The sequence below is a fragment of the Nocardioides panacisoli genome, assembly GCF_019448235.1.
Classification (GTDB): Bacteria; Actinomycetota; Actinomycetes; order Propionibacteriales; family Nocardioidaceae; genus Nocardioides; species Nocardioides panacisoli_A.
Genome location: NZ_CP080409.1, coordinates 254,120 through 271,223, shown reverse-complemented (window position 1 = coordinate 271,223; position 17,104 = coordinate 254,120). Strand labels below are relative to the sequence as shown.

Annotated in this window: 16 protein-coding genes and 2 tRNA genes; 9 read left to right on the top strand and 9 right to left on the bottom strand. The window is 71.7% G+C overall.

Annotated elements, in window-relative coordinates; translation table 11 throughout:
• Nucleotides 1-20: 20 nt before the first annotated feature.
• From KUV85_RS01375 to lpdA, 6 genes are all read right to left on the bottom strand, one after another.
• Nucleotides 21-93 (bottom strand) — tRNA-Pro (locus tag KUV85_RS01375).
• A 37-nt stretch (nt 94-130) separates the two neighbouring features.
• Nucleotides 131-201 (bottom strand) — tRNA-Gly (locus KUV85_RS01370).
• A gap of 75 nt (nt 202-276) precedes the next feature.
• Nucleotides 277-1,125, bottom strand: coding sequence for an Fpg/Nei family DNA glycosylase (locus KUV85_RS01365; protein WP_219962832.1), 849 nt, complete (start codon nt 1,123-1,125; stop codon nt 277-279).
• Nucleotides 1,118-1,651, bottom strand: coding sequence for a ribose-5-phosphate isomerase (locus KUV85_RS01360; protein WP_219961429.1), 534 nt, complete (start codon nt 1,649-1,651; stop codon nt 1,118-1,120). Before KUV85_RS01360 ends, KUV85_RS01365 begins: the two co-directional genes overlap by 8 nt.
• Nucleotides 1,652-1,682: 31 nt before the next feature.
• A complete protein-coding gene (locus KUV85_RS01355; RefSeq protein WP_219961428.1) occupies nt 1,683-3,071 on the bottom strand; it encodes an NAD(P)H-quinone dehydrogenase in 1,389 nt (462 codons plus the stop codon).
• 57 nt (nt 3,072-3,128) lie between these two features.
• Nucleotides 3,129-4,529 carry a dihydrolipoyl dehydrogenase gene (lpdA, locus tag KUV85_RS01350; protein ID WP_219961427.1) on the bottom strand — a complete coding sequence of 467 codons (1,401 nt, stop codon included), beginning with the start codon at nt 4,527-4,529 and terminating at the stop codon, nt 3,129-3,131.
• A gap of 173 nt (nt 4,530-4,702) precedes the next feature.
• Here lpdA and KUV85_RS01345 point away from each other — a divergent pair, with 173 nt between their 5' ends.
• The 4 genes from KUV85_RS01345 (at nt 4,703) to KUV85_RS01330 (ending at nt 8,737) form a co-directional block, all read left to right on the top strand.
• A complete protein-coding gene (locus KUV85_RS01345; protein ID WP_219961426.1) occupies nt 4,703-5,887 on the top strand; it encodes a S8 family peptidase in 1,185 nt (394 codons plus the stop codon).
• Nucleotides 5,888-5,978: 91 nt separating this feature from the next.
• Nucleotides 5,979-6,431 carry a gamma-glutamylcyclotransferase gene (locus tag KUV85_RS01340; RefSeq protein ID WP_219961425.1) on the top strand — a complete coding sequence of 151 codons (453 nt, stop codon included), beginning with the start codon at nt 5,979-5,981 and terminating at the stop codon, nt 6,429-6,431.
• A 60-nt stretch (nt 6,432-6,491) separates the two neighbouring features.
• Entirely contained in the window at nt 6,492-7,919 is a 1,428-nt protein-coding gene (locus tag KUV85_RS01335) for a serine/threonine protein kinase (RefSeq protein WP_219961424.1), read from the top strand.
• 20 nt (nt 7,920-7,939) lie between these two features.
• Nucleotides 7,940-8,737, top strand: coding sequence for a purine-nucleoside phosphorylase (locus KUV85_RS01330; protein ID WP_219961423.1), 798 nt, complete (start codon nt 7,940-7,942; stop codon nt 8,735-8,737).
• Nucleotides 8,738-8,840: 103 nt separating this feature from the next.
• On the opposite strand, the gene KUV85_RS01325 is transcribed toward KUV85_RS01330, so the two are convergent.
• Nucleotides 8,841-10,358, bottom strand: a complete 1,518-nt coding sequence (locus KUV85_RS01325) for a M20/M25/M40 family metallo-hydrolase (RefSeq protein ID WP_219961422.1) — start codon at nt 10,356-10,358, stop codon at nt 8,841-8,843.
• A 145-nt stretch (nt 10,359-10,503) separates the two neighbouring features.
• Nucleotides 10,504-10,941 (bottom strand): SRPBCC family protein, encoded by a 438-nt coding sequence (locus KUV85_RS01320; protein ID WP_219961421.1) that lies wholly within the window; start codon nt 10,939-10,941, stop codon nt 10,504-10,506.
• Nucleotides 10,942-10,966: 25 nt separating this feature from the next.
• Between KUV85_RS01320 and KUV85_RS01315 the strand changes: the two genes are divergently transcribed.
• Both KUV85_RS01315 and KUV85_RS01310 read left to right on the top strand, forming a co-directional pair.
• Nucleotides 10,967-12,607 carry a phospho-sugar mutase gene (locus KUV85_RS01315; protein WP_219961420.1) on the top strand — a complete coding sequence of 547 codons (1,641 nt, stop codon included), beginning with the start codon at nt 10,967-10,969 and terminating at the stop codon, nt 12,605-12,607.
• Entirely contained in the window at nt 12,607-13,113 is a 507-nt protein-coding gene (locus KUV85_RS01310; RefSeq protein WP_219961419.1) for a DUF427 domain-containing protein, read from the top strand. The genes KUV85_RS01315 and KUV85_RS01310 overlap by 1 nt, the downstream gene beginning before the upstream one ends.
• A gap of 30 nt (nt 13,114-13,143) precedes the next feature.
• Here the strand turns inward: KUV85_RS01310 and KUV85_RS01305 are convergent, their stop codons facing one another.
• Nucleotides 13,144-13,701 (bottom strand): hypothetical protein, encoded by a 558-nt coding sequence (locus KUV85_RS01305; RefSeq protein ID WP_219961418.1) that lies wholly within the window; start codon nt 13,699-13,701, stop codon nt 13,144-13,146.
• Nucleotides 13,702-13,787: 86 nt separating this feature from the next.
• Here KUV85_RS01305 and deoC point away from each other — a divergent pair, with 86 nt between their 5' ends.
• The 3 genes from deoC to KUV85_RS01290 are packed head-to-tail and all read left to right on the top strand — an operon-like array spanning nt 13,788 to nt 17,103.
• The gene (deoC, locus tag KUV85_RS01300; protein WP_219961417.1) at nt 13,788-14,759 is read left to right on the top strand and encodes a deoxyribose-phosphate aldolase; all 972 of its coding nucleotides are present in this window, start codon (nt 13,788-13,790) and stop codon (nt 14,757-14,759) included.
• Nucleotides 14,760-14,761: 2 nt separating this feature from the next.
• Nucleotides 14,762-16,225, top strand: coding sequence for an aldehyde dehydrogenase family protein (locus KUV85_RS01295; protein WP_219961416.1), 1,464 nt, complete (start codon nt 14,762-14,764; stop codon nt 16,223-16,225).
• A complete protein-coding gene (locus tag KUV85_RS01290; protein WP_219961415.1) occupies nt 16,225-17,103 on the top strand; it encodes an aldehyde dehydrogenase family protein in 879 nt (292 codons plus the stop codon). The genes KUV85_RS01295 and KUV85_RS01290 overlap by 1 nt, the downstream gene beginning before the upstream one ends.
• Nucleotide 17,104: the final 1 nt, after the last annotated feature.

Sequence of the window (17,104 nt, the reverse complement as noted above, 5' to 3'; positions counted from 1 at the left end):
GGTCTCATCCCGGATGGGCGTCGGGGCGACAGGACTCGAACCTGCGATCTCCTGCTCCCAAAGCAGGCGCGCTAGCCACTACGCTACGCCCCGCCAAACGCCCGACCGGATCAGCCGGTCGAGGTCTGAGAGCGGATGACGGGAATCGAACCCGCGTAGCCAGTTTGGAAGACTGGGGCTCTACCATTGAGCTACATCCGCGCACCCCGGCACAGCCGCCGGGCAGGGCAATGGTGCCACACGGCCGGAGCGCTCCCCCAACCGGCGAGGGCGACCTCAGCGGGCGCGCGAGCGGAAGACCGGCTGGCAGCGCGTGCACCAGAACAGGTTGCGCCCGCCGAGCTCCTCGGTGCGCACCGCCCGGTCGCACACGTGGCAGGGCTGGCCCGTGCGGCGGTAGACATAGACCTCTCCCCCGTGGTCGTCCGCCCGCGGGGGACGCCCCATCGCCTCCGGCGTGTGCTCGGGACGCACGGTGTCGATCCGGCCGGTACGTCGCCCCTCGGCCATCAGGTCGACCAGGTCCTCCCACATCGCCCGCCACTGCGACCGCCGCAGCGTGCGACCGGGACGCAACGGGTGCATGCGGTGCCGGAAGAGCAGCTCGGCGCGGTAGACGTTGCCGATCCCGGCGACCACCGACTGGTCCATCAACAGGGTGCCGATCGGCGCCGAGCTCCGGCCGATGCGCGCCCACGCACGGTCGGGGTCGGCGTCGCCTCGCAGCGGGTCCGGTCCCGTGCGGGCGACCACCGCGTCGCGCTCGGCGGCGGTCACCAGCGCGCAGGTCGTGGCGCCGCGGAGGTCGCCGTACGCCGTGCCGTCGACGCGGACCAGCCGGAGCCGGACCTGGCCGACCGGCGGCGGTACCTCGCTCACCCCGGCATGGATCGTGAAGACGCCGTAGAGGCCGAGGTGGACGTGGACGAACCGCTCGGGGCCGTCGGCGTCGAACTCGACGAAGAGGTGCTTGCCCCACGTCTCGGCACCCAGCAGCTCGCTGCCGTCCAACCGCGCCGCCGAGTCGGCGAAGCGGCCCTGCGGGCTGCCCACCCGGACGCGGGCACCGGCGAACGTGGACGCGACCTCACCGGCGAGCCGGTGCAGGGTGTGGCCCTCAGGCATCGGCTCCCGCAGCCCCGGCGGCCCCGTCGGCCCCGTCGACCGCCGAGTCCGGCAACGGCGGCAGCTCGCCGCTGCGCTCGTACGCCGCCATCTGGCCGATGCGGCGCACGTGCCGCTCGTCGCCGGGGAAGGAGGTGGTGAGGAAGACCTCGACCAGCCGGGTGAGCTCCTCGAGCGGGTGCATGCGACCGCCGACGGCGACCACCCAGGCGTCGTTGTGCTCCCGGGCGAGGGAAGCGGTCTCCTCCGACCAGACCAGGGCCGCGCGGACGCCGGCCACCTTGTTGGCCGCCATCTGCTCGCCGTTGCCCGAGCCGCCGATGACGACCCCGAGGCTGTCGAGCCCGTCGGCACGGTCGGCGGCCACGCCCTCCGCGGCGCGGAGGCAGAAGACCGGGTAGTCGTCGACCGCGTCGTAGCGGAACGGCCCGTGGTCGACCGGCTCGAAGCCGTGGTCGGTCAGCCAGCGGGTCAGGTGGTCCTTGAGTTCGAGACCGGCATGGTCGCAGCCCAGGTGCACGCGCATGGCGTGATTGTCGCAGGGCGCTCCCGCGACCTCAGACCCGGCGCAGCCGGCGGGCGGCCTCGGCCAGCGACCCACTCACGGAGGGGTAGACGGTGAAGGCGTGGGAGAGCTCGTCGACGGTCAGGGACACCGTCACCGCGAGCGCGATCGGGTGGATGAGCTCGCTGGCGCGCGGGCCGACGACCACGCCGCCGACGACGATGCCGGTGCCCGGGCGGCAGAAGAGCTTCACGAACCCGTCGCGGATGCCCTGCATCTTTGCCCGCGGGTTGCCGCTGAGCGGGAGGGTCACGCCGACGGCGTGGATGGTGCCCTCGTCGACCTCCTTCTGCGAGCAGCCGACGGTGGCGATCTCGGGCGAGGTGAAGATGTTGGAGGACACCTGACCGAGGTCCAGCGGCTTGACGCTGTCGCCGAGGAAGTGCCACATCGCGATGCGGCCCTGCATCGCCGCCACCGAGGCGAGCATGGCCACGCCGGTGCAGTCACCGGCGGCGTAGATGCTGCGGTTGGCCGTGCGCGAGACGCCGTCGGTCTCGATGAAGCCACCGTCGTCGAGGGTCACCCCGACCTCCTCGAGCCCGAGCCCGGCCGTGTTGGGGATCGACCCCAGGGCGAGCACGCAGTGAGAACCCTCAACGGTGCGTCCGTCGGTGAGCGTGACGGTCACGGTGTCGCCGTCGCGGGAGACCGAGGCCATCCGCGACCGCGACAGCACGTTCATGCCCCGCCGGGTCAGCACCTCCTCCAGCACCTCGGCGGCGTCGGCGTCCTCCCCGGGCAGCACCCGGTCCCGCGAGGAGACCAGGCTGACCGGCACGCCCAACGCCAGGTAGGCACTGGCGAACTCCGCACCCGTGACGCCGGAGCCGACGACGATCACGTGCTCGGGCGCCTCGTCGAGGTCGTAGACCTGCTCCCAGGTCAGGATGCGCTCGCCGTCGGGCTGCGCGCTGTCGAGGACGCGCGGCCGGGCACCGGTGGCGACCAGCACGGCGTCGGCGTGGAGCCGCTCGACGGTGCCGTCCTCGGACTCGGCCACGACGACGCCGTCGCCCTCGAGCCGGCCGCGGGCGCGCACCACGCGCACGCCCTCCTTCTCCACCTTGCGGGTGATGTCGGCCGACTGCTCGGCGGCGAGCCGCTTCACGCGCTCGTTGACCCGACCGAGGTCCACGTGGAGTCCGGTGGCACCGCCGTCGGCGGCACGGAACTCCACCCCGAGCTCGGCGGCCTCGGCCACCTCGGTCATCACCTCGGCGGTCGCGATCAGGGTCTTGCTCGGCACGCAGTCGGTGAGGACCGCCGAGCCGCCCAGTCCGTCGGAGTCGACGATGGTCACCTGCGCATCGAGCTGCGCGGCCACCAGCGCCGCCTCGTATCCCCCGGGTCCGCCACCGACGATCACGATCTGCGCCATGGCGGCATTGTTGCAGGGGTCAGCGCGGCGGGTCGAAGGCCCGCAGCGCCCGCCGGCTCACAGGTGGATCATGTGGCCACCGATGCCGTGGATGGCCTCCTTGATGCCCTCGGTCAGCGTCGGGTGGGCGAACACGTTGCGGCCGACCTCGTCGGCGGTGAGGTCCCACTTCTGGGCCAGCGTCAGCACCGGCAGCAGCTCGGTCACCTCGGGGCCGATCATGTGGGCGCCGATGATCTCGTTGTGCTCGGCGTCGGCCACGACCTTGACGAAGCCGACCGACTCCCCCATGCCGGCGGCCTTGCCGTTGGCGCTGAACGGGAAGGAGGCGGTCTTGACGTCGTACCCCTTCTCCTTGGCCTGCTCCTCGGAGTAGCCGAACGAGCCGATCTGGGGCTGGCAGTACGTCGCGCGCGGGATGAAGTCGTACTCCACCGGCATGGTCTCGACCCCGGCGATCGTCTCCGCCGCCACGAAGCCCATCGCGTCGGCGGTGTGGGCGAGCATCAGCTTGCCGGTGCAGTCGCCGATGGCGTAGACGCCGTCGACGCCCGTGCGGCAGTAGTCGTCGATCTCGATCGCGCCGCGGTCGTTGACGGTCACGCCGGTGGCCTCGAGGCCGTAGCCCTCGACGCGCGGGGCGAAGCCGAAGGCCGACAGGAACCGGTCGGCCTCCAGGACCTGCTCCTCACCGCCGTCGGCGGGAGCAACGGTGACCTTGACGCCCTTGCCGGTGTCCTCGACGCCCTTGACCGCGGTCGAGGTCATCACGTTGACGCCGAGCTTCTTGTACTGCTTGGCGAGCTCCTTGGACACGTCGGCGTCCTCGGTGGGGACCATCCGGTCGAGGAACTCCACGATCGTGACGTCGACGCCGAAGTTCTTCATCACGTAGGCGAACTCGACGCCGATCGCGCCGGAGCCGCCGATGATGATGGAGTCGGGCAGCTGGTCGTCGAGGATCTGCTCCTCGTAGGTGACGACGTTCTCGCTCAGCTCCACGCCGGGCAGCAGCCGCGAGGTCGCGCCGGCGGCGATGATCAGGTCGTCGCAGGTGTAGGAGCTCACCGAGCCGTCGTCGGCCTCGACGTCGATCGACTTCGGTCCGGTGAGGGTGCCCCAGCCGTCGATCTCGGTGATCTTGTTCTTCTTCATCAAGAAGTGGACGCCCTTGACGATCCCGGCGCTCACCTTGCGGGAGCGCTCGTGCGTCGGCCCGTAGGCCATCGTCGCGTCACCCTCGATCCCGAACTTCTTCTTCTCGTGGGTGAGCATGTGCGAGATCTCGGCGTTCTTCAGCAGCGCCTTGGACGGGATGCAGCCGACGTTGAGGCAGACACCGCCCCAGTACTGCTTCTCGACCACAGCCACGGACTTGCCGAGCTGCGCTGCGCGGATGGCGGCGACGTAGCCTCCGGGGCCGGCGCCGAGGACGAGGACATCGTAGTGCGTGCTCACGGGGCAAGGTTAGTGTCCCGGGCCTCGTACGCCACACCCCCGGTTCGGTTCGCGCGCGACTCCCGCCGACACGCCGGGGGTTGTGCGCCGGATCACATCGGTGCAGAGTGAGGGCCTCCTGCCGGACGACGTACGGAGTCGTCCGCATGCTCTCGGAGGAGTTGCTCCCACTCATGTCCCGTATCCGCAAGACCTGTGCGGTCACGTTCGCCTCGATCGGCATGGTGCTCGCCGGCCTGGCCGCACTGCCGGCGCCGAGCGCGTCCGCCGCCGGCCAGCTCGACGTGATCGTCACCCTCAAGCCGGGCGCCGACGCCGCGGCGACCGCCCAGGACGCCCGCCGCACCAACGGTGCCCGCGTCCAGCACGTCTACACCGAGGTGCTCAACGGCTTCGCCGCCTCGATCCCGCAGGCCGCCCTCGGCGTGCTCCGCAACCTCGACCAGGTGGCGCGCGTGGAGATCGACCGCGGCGTGCAGGCGTTCGACAGCCAGCAGCCCACGCCCAGCTGGGGCCTGGACCGCATCGACCAGCGCAACCTCCCCGGTGACGACGAGTTCACCTACACCGCCACCGGGTCCGGCGTGACGGCGTACGTCGTCGACACCGGCATCCAGATCAACCACCCCGACTTCGAGGGCCGTGCCTCGCACGGCACCGACACGATCGACGGTGACACCGACGCGACCGACTGCAACGGCCACGGCACGCACGTGGCCGGGACCATCGGCGGCGAGGCGTACGGCGTGGCCAAGGACGTCGACCTGGTCGGCGTGCGGGTCCTGGACTGCAACGGCTCCGGGTCGACCGCCGGCGTCATCGCCGGCCTGGACTGGGTCGTCGCCAACCACCAGGGCGGGCCCGCCGTGGCCAACATGAGCCTGGGCGGCGGCTCCTCGGTCGCGCTCGACAACGCGGTGCAGCGGGTCATCGACGACGGCATCACCATGGCGGTGGCCGCCGGCAACTCCAACGCCGACGCCTGCGGGACCTCCCCGGCCCGCGTCCCCGCGGCGCTCACGGTGGGCGCCAGCGGCGAGAACGACGCCCGCGCGTCCTTCTCCAACGTCGGCGACTGCGTGGACCTGTTCGCCCCGGGCGTGGACATCACCTCGACCTGGCTGAACAACTCCACCAACACCATCAGCGGCACCTCGATGGCCTCGCCGCACGTGGCCGGCGTCGCGGCGCAGTACCTCTCCACCGCTCCCGGCGCCTCGCCGAACGCGGTGAACAACGAGATCAACGCCAACAGCTCCAAGGACAGGATCAGTGACACCGACGGTGGCTGCGTGTTCCTGTTCCTGGGCTGCACCCCGGCAACGCCCAACAACCACGTCCTGTTCACCGACTACTGATCGACGGTCCGGGACCGAACCATCCAGACGGTGCCCCGTCCCCCGCCCGGCGGCGGGAGGCGGGGCACCGTCTCGTCTAGGCTGGAGCACCGTGACGCCGTACGCCGCCTACGGGACGAACCTCGATCCCACCCGGATGAGCCAGCGCGGACCGCACTCCCCGCTGCGCACCACCGGTTGGCTGACCGGATGGCGCCTGACCTTCGGCGGCGAGGAGCACGGCTGGGACGGTGCCCTGGTCACCATCGCACCGGACCCGCTGGACCAGGTGTTCGTCGCGATCTACGACGTGCCGCACGCCGACGAGGGCCTGCTGGACCAGTGGGAGTCGGCCGACTCCGGCCTCTACCGCAAGACGAAGGTGCGCATCTCCACCATGACCGGCGAGGTCGTGGCGTGGACCTACGTGCTCGACGCCTACGAGGGTGGCCTCCCCTCCGCCTCCTACCTCGGCGTGATCGCCGACGCCGCCGAGGCCGCCGACGCCCCGGCCGACTACGTCGCGGCGCTCCGACGGCGCCCGTGCCGCTCCATCGGACTGTGACCCCGCCGTCGGTGGCTCGTTGAGCGGGTAGCCACCGACCAGAGGGAGTGTCGCCGCCCCATGCCCCGCTCGACTCCACGCCGCCTCGCCGTGAGCGCGCTCGCACTCGCTGCCGCCGTCGCCGGTGCCGCCGGTCTCCCCGGCGCGGCGCCCGCCACCGCCGACCCCGCCGACGCGGCCAAGCCCGTGGGCAAGCAGCGCGAGGTGATGTGGGTCGGCAACAACTGGGCCGGCACCGCCAGCGTCGTCGACGTCGACAGCCTGGAGATCCTGCGCAGCGGGGTGGACCTCATCCCTGACAAGGCCGAGGAGCTCGCCCGCATCCGCACCTCCCCGATCGACCTGGCCTTCTACCTCGCGATCCAGGCCGGCCCGGGCGAGGGCCACGACCAGTACGTCGACGACATGTTCACCACCAACGACGGCCGGTACCTGGCCGTCTCGCGCCCGAGCTTCGCCGACGTGGTGTGGATCGACATCGAGAAGGCCACCAACGGCGAGCCCGACAGCATCGTGCGCGAGCAGCAGATGGACGGCTTCCGCACCGACCACATGGCCGTCTCCCCCGACGGGCGCCGGCTGCTGGTCTCCGACTCCACCTCCCGCCAGGTCATCGAGTACGCCATGGGCGACGAGACGCTCCCCGACGGCACCGAGGTCGTCATGGGTGACCGCCTCCGGACCTTCGAGTCCGGCGAGACCCCGCACGAGAGCAACTACACCGTCGACGGCGAGCGCATCTTCCACGCCTCGATCGGTCGGGTCTACACCCCGCTGGACGGCACGGGGAACTCCTTCCTCGACATGCTGCTCAAGCCCGTCATCGATGCCGCCAAGGCCGATCGTTGGTTCCAGGTCGTGCGCAACGACGACTTCGAGATCGAGCAGCGCTGGGACATGGCCCACGAGCTCGCCGAGGCCGGGCACCCCAACATGAGCAGCGCCGTACGCCCGATGGCCGTCGCGCCGGGCGGACGCTTCCTCTACTACCAGGTGTCGTTCTTCCACGGCCTGGTCGAGTTCGACACCCAGGCGCCTGACACCAACGGCACCACCGACTACGCCCTCGGCGACCAGGAGGAGCCGCCGACGGGTGCGGTCACCCGGGTGATCGAGCTGGAGGACCGGGTGCCGACCATGCCGCGCGAGCTCTACGTCAACGACTCCGCCCACCACGGGCTCTCGATCGACGAGAGCGGCGAGACGCTCTGCGTCGCGGGCACGATGGACGACTACGCCGCCCTGGTGGACGTCAGCACCGGCGAGGCGACCTACTACGACGAGCAGACCACCGGCCACACCTACCTCAAGCCGTACTGGACCACGGAGGGGCCGCACGACACGTGCTGGATCTCGCTGTCGGAGAGCGACGCGGTGGCGGTGCTCGACACCCGGACGGGCGAGGAGCTGGCCTACCTCCCGGTGGGTGACCACCCGCAGCGGGTGCGGCTCGGCACCGTCCCCGAGCGGGTCGTCCGCGCCTGGTAGATCCGACTAGAGTCGGCCCGATGACCGACGCGCCGCACGACCTCGCCCGCACCGCCGCCGCCGAGCTCGCCGACCTGACCGGCGTCGAGCGCCACGACGTGGCCCTCGTCCTGGGCTCGGGCTGGAAGCCCGCCGCCGACCTGCTCGGCGAGGTGACCGCCGAGGTCGACGTCACCGACCTCACCGGCTTCAACCCGGCCGCCGTGGCGGGCCACGCCGGCAAGGTCCGCTCCATCCGGGCCGGTGACCGGCAGCTACTGGTCTTCTTGAGCCGCACCCACTACTACGAGGGGCACGGCGTGGACGCGGTCGTGCACGGGGTCCGTACGGCGGCCGCCGCCGGCTGCCGCGCCGTCGTGCTCACCAACGGTGCCGGCGGCCTGCGCGAGGGGTGGCAACCAGGTCAGCCCGTGCTGATCAGCGACCACATCAACCTCACCGGCCGCTCCCCCATCGTCGGCGCCAACTTCGTCGACCTCACCGATCTCTACTCCTCGCGACTGCGCGCACTGTGCCGCGAGGCCGACCCGTCCCTGGACGAGGGCGTCTACTGCCAGTTCCCCGGGCCGCACTACGAGACCCCGGCCGAGGTCGGCATGGTGCGTGCGATCGGCGGTGACCTCGCCGGCATGAGTACGGCACTGGAGGCCATCGCCGCCCGCGAGGCCGGCCTGGAGGTGCTGGGGCTCTCCCTGGTCACCAACCTGGCCGCGGGGCTGAGCGGCCAGCCGCTGGACCACGCCGAGGTGATCGAGGCCGGCCAGGCGGCCGCGTCACGGATGGGCACCCTGCTCAGCCGGCTCGTGCCGCTGATCTGACCCGCCCGGGCGCCGGAACGCCGACGCCGCACGGCCCGGCGGCCACCATGACGGTGACCGTCGGACGCGCGCGGCGCGGGCAGGTCGGCGGGACCCGGGTCCCTCAGGCGGCGTCCTCCTCGCCCTGCATGGTCAGCGGACCCTGCGGGTGCGGCTTGCCGGACTTGCCGGCGCTGCGCTCCCCGTTGACGGCGCTGGTGTCCTGGGCCAGCGACATCGTCGCCCACGCGATCGCGTCGGACATGATGCCCAGGGCCTCCGCGTTCACGTTGTCGAGGTCGTCGGCCGGCGAGTGGTAGTTGGGGTCGTAGGTGACCCCCGCCGTGCCGCCGAACAGCTCGACCTCCTCCTCGGTCTTGACGCCGTCGGCACCGGTGAAGAGCCCGCTGGCGGGCACGCCGTTGTCGATGAACGCCGCGTAGTCCGAGCGACCCGAGAACGGGGTGTCGACCCAGGCCTGGCCGGACTTGTCGAAGTAGTCGGTGAAGACGTCCTCGGTGGCCTCGGAGCCCTCCGGCACGGTGACCGGCGCCTCGTAGGTCGACTCGTCGGCGTCGTACACGCCGATCTGGTAGTTCGGCGAGCCGATCATGTCGAAGTTGAGGTAGGTCGCGATGTCGTCCAGGGCGTCGGGGTCGTTGGCCGCGAGGTCCTCGACGTAGTGGGTGGAGCCGATCAGGCCGAGCTCCTCCGCGCCCCACCAGGCGAACCGCACCTTGTTGTTGAGCTTCTTCGACTTCGCCAGCTGCACGGCCGTCTCGAGGATGCCGGCACTGCCGGAGCCGTTGTCGTTGATCGCGGCCCCCTCCTCGACGCCGTCCAGGTGCGCGCCGAGCATGACGACGTTGTCGTCGCGCCCCTGCTCGGTCTCGGCGATGACGTTGAACGTCTCGCGCTGCTCGGTGGTCTTCTGGAGGTTGAAGCTCACCTCGACCGGTCCCTGTGCCAGCTCCTGGAGCAGGTCCTCGCCGAGCGCCTGCGTGGTGCCGACGACGGGGGCGGCGTCCGGCTCCGGACCACCGAGCGTGCCGTTGAGGTCGCCGTCGGTGTTGTTGTAGATGATCGCGCCCTCGGCGCCCACGGCGCCAGCAGTGAGGGCCTTCTGGGCGAAGGAGCAGGTGCCGCGGGAGATCAGGGCGATCTGGCCGCTGAGGTCGGCGCCCTCGTAGTCGGCCTCCTCACACGCGGTCGCGGCACCGGACGGCGTGGCGAGCTCGGCCGTGACGCCGCCTTCGGGGGTGGAGGGGCTGTAGGACATCGGGACCGCTTCGAGGTCGCGCTCCTGCGGCGACACCTCGGCGAGGCTGAACTCGTCGACGCGGTCGTAGACGAAGTCGAAGTACTGGCGCTCGGTCTCGTAGCCGGCCTCCTGCAGCGTCTCCTCGACGTAGCGTCCCGAGGCCTCGTAGCCGCTGGAGCCCGCTGCGCGGTTGTCGTCGTTGGCGTCCGCGATCGCCTGGAACTCCTCCAGGTGGTCCATCACCGCTTCGGTGGTGACCGCACGTTCCAGTTTCTTGGGGGTGTTGATGTTGCGGGCCTCAGCCGGTCCGGCGGTTGCCGTGACGGCGAGTCCCAGGCCCGCTGCCGCAGCGATCAGCTGCGACGTGCGTCGTACGCGCATGGTGCTCCTTCGTCCGAGATTCCGAGATACCGAGATGTGACGCCGGTCACGATGACCGACCCGGTCAACCTAGGACGTGCGACCGGCGAACACAAACGTCGACCCCGTCGCGGAGCGGCCGCGGCTGCTAGGGCTGCTAGGGCTGCTAGGGCTGCGTGGTGGCGAGCGCGTCCCGCATCCCCCGCTCGCACCCCTCCATCGCCCGGCGGTGGTTCCACGTCAGCACGGGCCGGGCGACCCGGGAGGCAGCGGCCAGTGCACCGTCGACGGTGACCTCCTGACGGTAGTCGCACCGGGTGCCGCCGCCCACCTCGGTGAGTCGCCACCGGACCCAGCCGTCGACGGTGCCCGAGATCGCCACCTCCAGCTCGGGCAGCCGCTGCGAGACCGGTTCGAGCACCACGTCGAGGGTGAACGGCAGGGCCGAGCGCACCAGCACCCGCGCCGTCTCCGGCCCCAGCCGTGCCACCGCAACGACCTGGGGCCACCACTGCGGGTACCTCTCCAGGTCCAGCGCCAGGTCGGCCACCTGCGACACCGGGGCCGGCACGATCCACGAAGCCGTGAAGGAGTACGACGTCACCGGGCCAGTGGACCATGATGGCCCCATGAGCGAACTGTTCGACCGCGCACGCACCTGGCTGGCCGACGACCCCGACCCACGCACGCGGCACGAGCTGCAGGAGGTCCTGGCGCGCGCGCAGGCGGGCGACGAGGACGCGGCCGCCGACCTCGCCGACCGGTTCGACGGCACGCTCACCTTCGGCACCGCCGGCCTCCGCGGGGAGCTCGGCGCGGGCCCGAACCGGATGAACCGCGCCGTGGTGACCCGCGCCGCCGCCGGCCTCGCCCGCCACCTGGACCACGCCGGGCTGGAGGGTCCGGTCGTCATCGGCTACGACGCCCGCCACGACTCCGACGTCTTCGCACGCGACACGGCCGAGGTGATGACCGGCGCCGGACGCACGGCATACCTGCTGCCGCGCCCGCTCCCGACCCCCGTGCTGGCGTTCGCGATCCGCGAGCTCGGCTGCGCCGCCGGGGTGATGGTCACCGCCAGCCACAACCCGCCGCAGGACAACGGCTACAAGGTCTACCTCGGCGACGGGTCGCAGATCGTGCCGCCGGCCGATGCGCAGATCGCCGGCCACATCGACGAGGTCACCACGGTCCGCGACCTCCCCCGGGGCGATGCGGGCACCGTGCTGGACGAGGGGGTCGTCGAGGCCTACCTGGCCTCGGTGGCCGCCGTGGCGCCGCCGGGCCCCCGGGAGCTCCGCATCGTCCACACGCCGCTGCACGGCGTCGGCGGCGGCCCCGTCGGCCACGTCCTCGCGGCGGCCGGGTTCACCGACGTGCACCCCGTCACCGACCAGGCCGACCCGGACCCCGACTTCCCGACGGTCGCGTTCCCCAACCCCGAGGAGCCGGGCGCGATGGACCGGGCGCTGGCCCTGGCCGCCGAGTGCGATGCCGACCTCGTGGTCGCCAACGACCCGGACGCCGACCGGTGCGCGGCGGCAGTCCCCCACGACGGTGGCTGGCGGATGCTCCGCGGCGACGAGGTCGGCGCCCTGCTGGCCGCCCACCTGCTCCGCTCGGGCCGCACCGGTGTCTACGCCACCTCGATCGTGTCCTCCTCGCTCCTGGGCCGGATCGCCGCGGCGCACGGTCAGCCCCACCAGGAGACCCTGACCGGCTTCAAGTGGATCGGGCGCATCCCCGACCTGGCGTTCGGGTACGAGGAGGCACTCGGCTACTGCGTCGACCCGGGCCACGTCGCCGACAAGGACGGTGTCTCCGCCCTGCTCCTGCTGTGCGACCTCGCCGCGCGCGCCAGGGCGGACGGCCGGACCCTGCTGGACCTGCTCGACGACCTCGCCGTCACCCATGGCCTGCACGCCACCGACCAGCTCTCGGTGCGGGTGGCGGACCTCAGCCAGATCGCCGACACGATGGCGCGGCTGCGGCGTACCCCACCGACGACCATCGCGGGCACTGCCGTCGCCAGCGCCGAGGACCTCCGCGAGGGCACCGACACCCTGCCGTCGACCGACGGCCTGCGCTACGTGTTGGACGACGGGGCCCGGATCATCGTGCGCCCGAGTGGCACCGAGCCCAAGTTGAAGTGCTACCTGGAGGTGGTGGTCCCGGTGACCACCGGCGTCGACGCCGCACGCGCCGACGCCGCGGCGCGGCTCGCCGCCCTGCGCGAGGGCATGAGCGGGACCCTCGGACTGGAAACCTGATGAGGCATCCGCACCCGAGCCGGCGCACGCGTCCCGGCCCCGGCCAGGAGTCCTGCTGGGACTACCCGCGCCCACCGGCGCTGGAGGTCTCCCACGAGCGGGTCACCGTCGTCCTCGGCGGCGCCGTGGTCGCCGAGACCACCCGCTCCTGGCGCGTCCTCGAGACGAGCCACCCGCCGACCTACTACCTGCCGCGCGACGCCTGGGCCGAGGGCTCCCTGCGCCCGTGCGAGGGCTCGTCGCACTGTGAGTGGAAGGGCAGGGCGGCGTACTTCGACCTCCTCGGCGGCGGCGTCGTGGCACCGCGCACTGCGTGGACCTACCCCGACCCCACTCCCCGCTTCGCCGACCTCGCGGAGGCCGTCTCGGTGATGCCGGGACAGGTCGACCGCTGCCTGGTCGACGGCGAGGAGGTGGTGCCGCAGGCCGGTGGCTTCTACGGCGGCTGGATCACCTCGCGCGTCGTCGGCCCGTTCAAGGGCGAGCCCGGCACCTGGGGCTGGTGACGCGATCCCCGCTCGACGCAGGAGGGCGGGTCAGAGGAACAGCGTCACCCCGAGCGCCACGGCAGCGCCCACGGTGGCGAGGATCTCCGGCCAGGCGCGGGAGCGCCGTACGCCGCCGGGGTCCGCGTCGCCGACCCGCTGGCGTGCGTTCTCCTGCAACTCAGAGATGCGCCGCTCGACGAACGCACCGTAGGACTTGTCGTTGACCTCGCCCACCGGCTTGGAGCGGTCCCGCCGCACCTCGCGGACGGTGCGACCGATCGCAGCGCTCACGTAGCGCTTGCCGTCGACGCGGCACTCCAGCACCCGGCCGACGGCGAAGGAGCCCATTGCGGCCAACGGCAGCACCTGGGTGCCGAACGGCTGGCGGAGCACCAGCTCGTCCCGGGTCACCGAGACCCGCGGACGCAGCAGCATCGCCCACGACAGCGAGCCCACGAGCACGGCTGCGGGCAGCACCCACGGCACCGTCACCACTCCGCCGTCGATGAAGCCCATCGCGGCCACCACCACGGCGATCACGATGCCGACCACCCCGCCGAACCGACCGCTCGTCGGGTGGAAGCGCTCCTCGCCCTCGGTGCTCACGCCGTCTCCTGTCGTCTCGTGGTCGCTGCCGTCGGCCGGGCCGCCGTCGATGTGCCCGCACCGGCCACCGACTCTATGCTGGAGGGATGGCAGCAACTGCCCCCGCCGACGACGAGGTCGGCCTCGCGGCGTATTCGGACGTGACCGGCAGCGAACGATCGCTGCGTCGATTCCTCCACGGCCTCCCCGGCGTGGACCAGGTCGGTGCGGAGGCACGGGCCGCGGCGCTCGGCACCCGGTCGATCAAGACCACCGCCAAGGCGCACGCGCTCGACCTCGCCATCAGCATGGTCGACCTGACCACGCTGGAGGGCCAGGACACCCCCGGCAAGGTCCGTGCACTGGCCAGCAAGTCCCTGCGTCCCGACCCTGCGGACCCGACGTGCCCCCGCGTCGCCGCGGTGTGCGTCTACGGCGACCTGGTGCCGGTGGCCAAGCAGGTCGTGGGCGACAGTGGCGTGCAGGTGGCCGCCGTCGCGACGGCCTTCCCCAGCGGTCGGGCCTCGATGGACATCAAGCTCGCCGACACTCGTGACGCGGTCGCCGCCGGTGCCGACGAGATCGACATGGTCATCGACCGTGGCGCCTTCCTGGCCGGTCGCTACCAGCAGGTCTTCGACGAGATCGTCGCGGTCAAGCAGGCCTGCGGCGAGGCGCACCTGAAGGTGATCTTCGAGACCGGTGAGCTGCAGACGCTGGACAACGTGCGCCGCGCCTCGTGGCTGGCGATGCTCGCCGGCGCCGACTTCATCAAGACCTCCACCGGCAAGGTCTCCCCCGCGGCGACCCTGCCGGTCACGATGGTGATGCTGGAGGCGGTGCGCGACTTCCGCGACGCCACCGGCGTCCAGGTCGGCGTCAAGCCCGCCGGCGGCATCAAGACCGCGAAGGACGCGATCAAGTACCTCGTCACCGTCAACGAGGTGGCCGGCGAGGACTGGCTGACGCCGCAGTGGTTCCGCTTCGGCGCCTCGAGCCTGCTCAACGAGCTGCTCATGCAGCGCACCAAGCTCACCACCGGTCGCTACAGCGGCCCCGACTACTTCACGCTGGACTGATCATGGTTTCGAACGCCCCCACCAGCACCTTCGAGTACGCGCCGGCACCGGAGTCGCGCAGCATCGTCGACATCAAGGCCTCCTACGGCCTGTTCATCGACGGCGAGTTCGTCGACGGGCGTGGCCCCGACAGCGGGGTCTTCAAGACGGTCAACCCCGCCACCGAGGAGACGCTCGCCGAGGTGACCGAGGCCGACGCCGCCGACGTCGACCGCGCCGTCACCGCCGCGCGCAAGGCCTTCCGCAGCTGGTCCCGGATGCCCGGCCGCGAGCGCGCGAAGTACCTCTACCGGATCGCGCGCCTGATCCAGGAGCGCTCCCGCGAGCTGGCGGTGCTGGAGTCGATCGACAACGGCAAGCCGATCAAGGAGAGCCGCGACGTCGACGTACCGACGGTGGCGGCGCACTTCTTCCACCACGCCGGATGGGCCGACAAGCTGGAGTACGCCGGCCTCGGGGATGACCCCCAGCCCCTCGGCGTGGCGGGCCAGGTCATCCCGTGGAACTTCCCGCTGCTGATGCTCGCCTGGAAGGTCGCCCCGGCGCTGGCCTGCGGCAACACCGTCGTGCTCAAGCCGGCAGAGACGACGCCGCTGACCGCACTGCTGTTCGCCGAGATCTGCCAGCAGGCCGACCTCCCGCCCGGTGTGGTCAACATCGTCACCGGTGCCGGCGCGACCGGCGAGGCCGTCGTGGGCCACCCCGACGTGGACAAGGTCGCCTTCACCGGCTCCACCGGCGTCGGCAAGGCGATCGCCCGCGCGATCGCCGGCACCCACAAGCGCGCCACCCTGGAGCTGGGCGGCAAGGCCGCGAACATCGTCTTCGAGGACGCCCCGCTGGACCAGGCGGTCGAGGGCATCGTCAGCGGCATCTTCTTCAACCAGGGCCACGTGTGCTGCGCCGGGTCACGGCTGCTGCTGCAGGAATCGGTCGCCGAGGAGGTGCTGGCCAAGCTCAAGCGCCGCATGGGCACACTGCGCCTGGGCGACCCGCTGGACAAGAACACCGACATCGGCGCGATCAACTCCGCCGCCCAGCTCGGCCGCATCCGCGAGCTCACCGAGATCGGTGACCAGGAGGGCGCCGAGCGCTGGTCGCCGGAGTGCGAGCTGCCCTCGGCCGGCTACTGGTACCCGCCGACCCTCTTCACCGGCGTCTCCCAGGCGCACCGCATCGCGCGCGAGGAGATCTTCGGGCCGGTGCTGTCGGTGTTGACCTTCCGCACCCCCTCCGAGGCGGTCGAGAAGGCCAACAACACGCCGTACGGGCTCTCGGCCGGGGTGTGGACCGACAAGGGCTCCCGCATCCTCCACATGGCCGACCAGCTGCGCGCCGGCGTGGTGTGGGCCAACACGTTCAACAAGTTCGACCCGGCCAGCCCGTTCGGCGGCTTCAAGGAGTCCGGCCACGGTCGTGAGGGCGGCCGCCACGGCCTCGCCGCCTACCTGAAGGGAGCCCAGTGATGGCACGGGTGGCAGTGCGCAAGACCCACAAGCTCTACATCGGCGGGGCCTTCCCCCGCTCGGAGTCGGGGCACTCCTACGAGGTCCACGACGCGAAGGGTGATTTCGTGGCCAACGCCTCGAAGGCGTCCCGCAAGGACGTCCGGGACGCCGTCGTCGCCGCCCGCAAGGCCCAAGCCGGCTGGGCGGCGCGGACGCCGTACAACCGCGGCCAGATCCTCTACCGGATCGCGGAGGTCATGGAGGACCGCCGACCGCAGTTCGTCGACGCCGTGCGCCAGTCCGAGGGCGGCACCGCCGCGCAGGCCGGCCGCACCGTCGACGCCGCGATCGACCGCCTGGTCTGGTACGCCGGGTGGACCGACAAGCTCGGCCAGGTCGTGGGCAACCAGAACCCGGTCGCCGGCCCCTTCTTCAACATCTCCTCCCCCGAGCCGACCGGGGTCGTGGGCGTCCTGGCGCCGCAACAGTCCTCGCTGCTGGGCCTGGTCAGCGTCGTCGCCCCGGTGATCGCCACCGGCAACACCGCGGTCGTCGTGACGTCCCACGGCCGTCCGCTGCCGGCGGTGACCTTCGCTGAGGTCCTCGCGACCTCCGACGTGCCCGGTGGCGTGGTCAACCTGCTGACCGGCGACGCGGTGGCGCTGGGCCCGTGGCTCGCCGCCCACATGGACGTCAACGCCATCGACATCGGTGGCGTCGCCGGCGTCGACGGTGCGAGCGACCTGGCGACCGAGCTGGAGGTCGCGGCCGCGGACAACCTCAAGCGGGTCCGTCGCGCCCCGAGCGCCGAACCGGACTTCACCGCGCACCCCGGCCTGGACGCCATGACCGACTTCGTGGAGATCAAGACGGTCTGGCACCCCATCGGTGTCTGAA

Excerpts from the sequence above, each read along its gene's own strand:
- KUV85_RS01365 (WP_219962832.1), bottom strand. The coding sequence starts at position 1,125 with ATGCCTGAGGGCCACACCCTGCACCGGCTCGCCGGTGAGGTCGCGTCC.
- KUV85_RS01360 (WP_219961429.1), bottom strand. The coding sequence starts at position 1,651 with ATGCGCGTGCACCTGGGCTGCGACCATGCCGGTCTCGAACTCAAGGAC.
- KUV85_RS01355 (WP_219961428.1), bottom strand. The coding sequence starts at position 3,071 with ATGGCGCAGATCGTGATCGTCGGTGGCGGACCCGGGGGATACGAGGCG.
- KUV85_RS01345 (WP_219961426.1), top strand. The coding sequence starts at position 4,703 with ATGTCCCGTATCCGCAAGACCTGTGCGGTCACGTTCGCCTCGATCGGC.
- KUV85_RS01335 (WP_219961424.1), top strand. The coding sequence starts at position 6,492 with ATGCCCCGCTCGACTCCACGCCGCCTCGCCGTGAGCGCGCTCGCACTC.
- KUV85_RS01330 (WP_219961423.1), top strand. The coding sequence starts at position 7,940 with ATGACCGACGCGCCGCACGACCTCGCCCGCACCGCCGCCGCCGAGCTC.
- KUV85_RS01325 (WP_219961422.1), bottom strand. The coding sequence starts at position 10,358 with ATGCGCGTACGACGCACGTCGCAGCTGATCGCTGCGGCAGCGGGCCTG.
- KUV85_RS01315 (WP_219961420.1), top strand. The coding sequence starts at position 10,967 with ATGAGCGAACTGTTCGACCGCGCACGCACCTGGCTGGCCGACGACCCC.
- KUV85_RS01310 (WP_219961419.1), top strand. The coding sequence starts at position 12,607 with ATGAGGCATCCGCACCCGAGCCGGCGCACGCGTCCCGGCCCCGGCCAG.
- deoC (WP_219961417.1), top strand. The coding sequence starts at position 13,788 with ATGGCAGCAACTGCCCCCGCCGACGACGAGGTCGGCCTCGCGGCGTAT.
- KUV85_RS01295 (WP_219961416.1), top strand. The coding sequence starts at position 14,762 with ATGGTTTCGAACGCCCCCACCAGCACCTTCGAGTACGCGCCGGCACCG.
- KUV85_RS01290 (WP_219961415.1), top strand. The coding sequence starts at position 16,225 with ATGGCACGGGTGGCAGTGCGCAAGACCCACAAGCTCTACATCGGCGGG.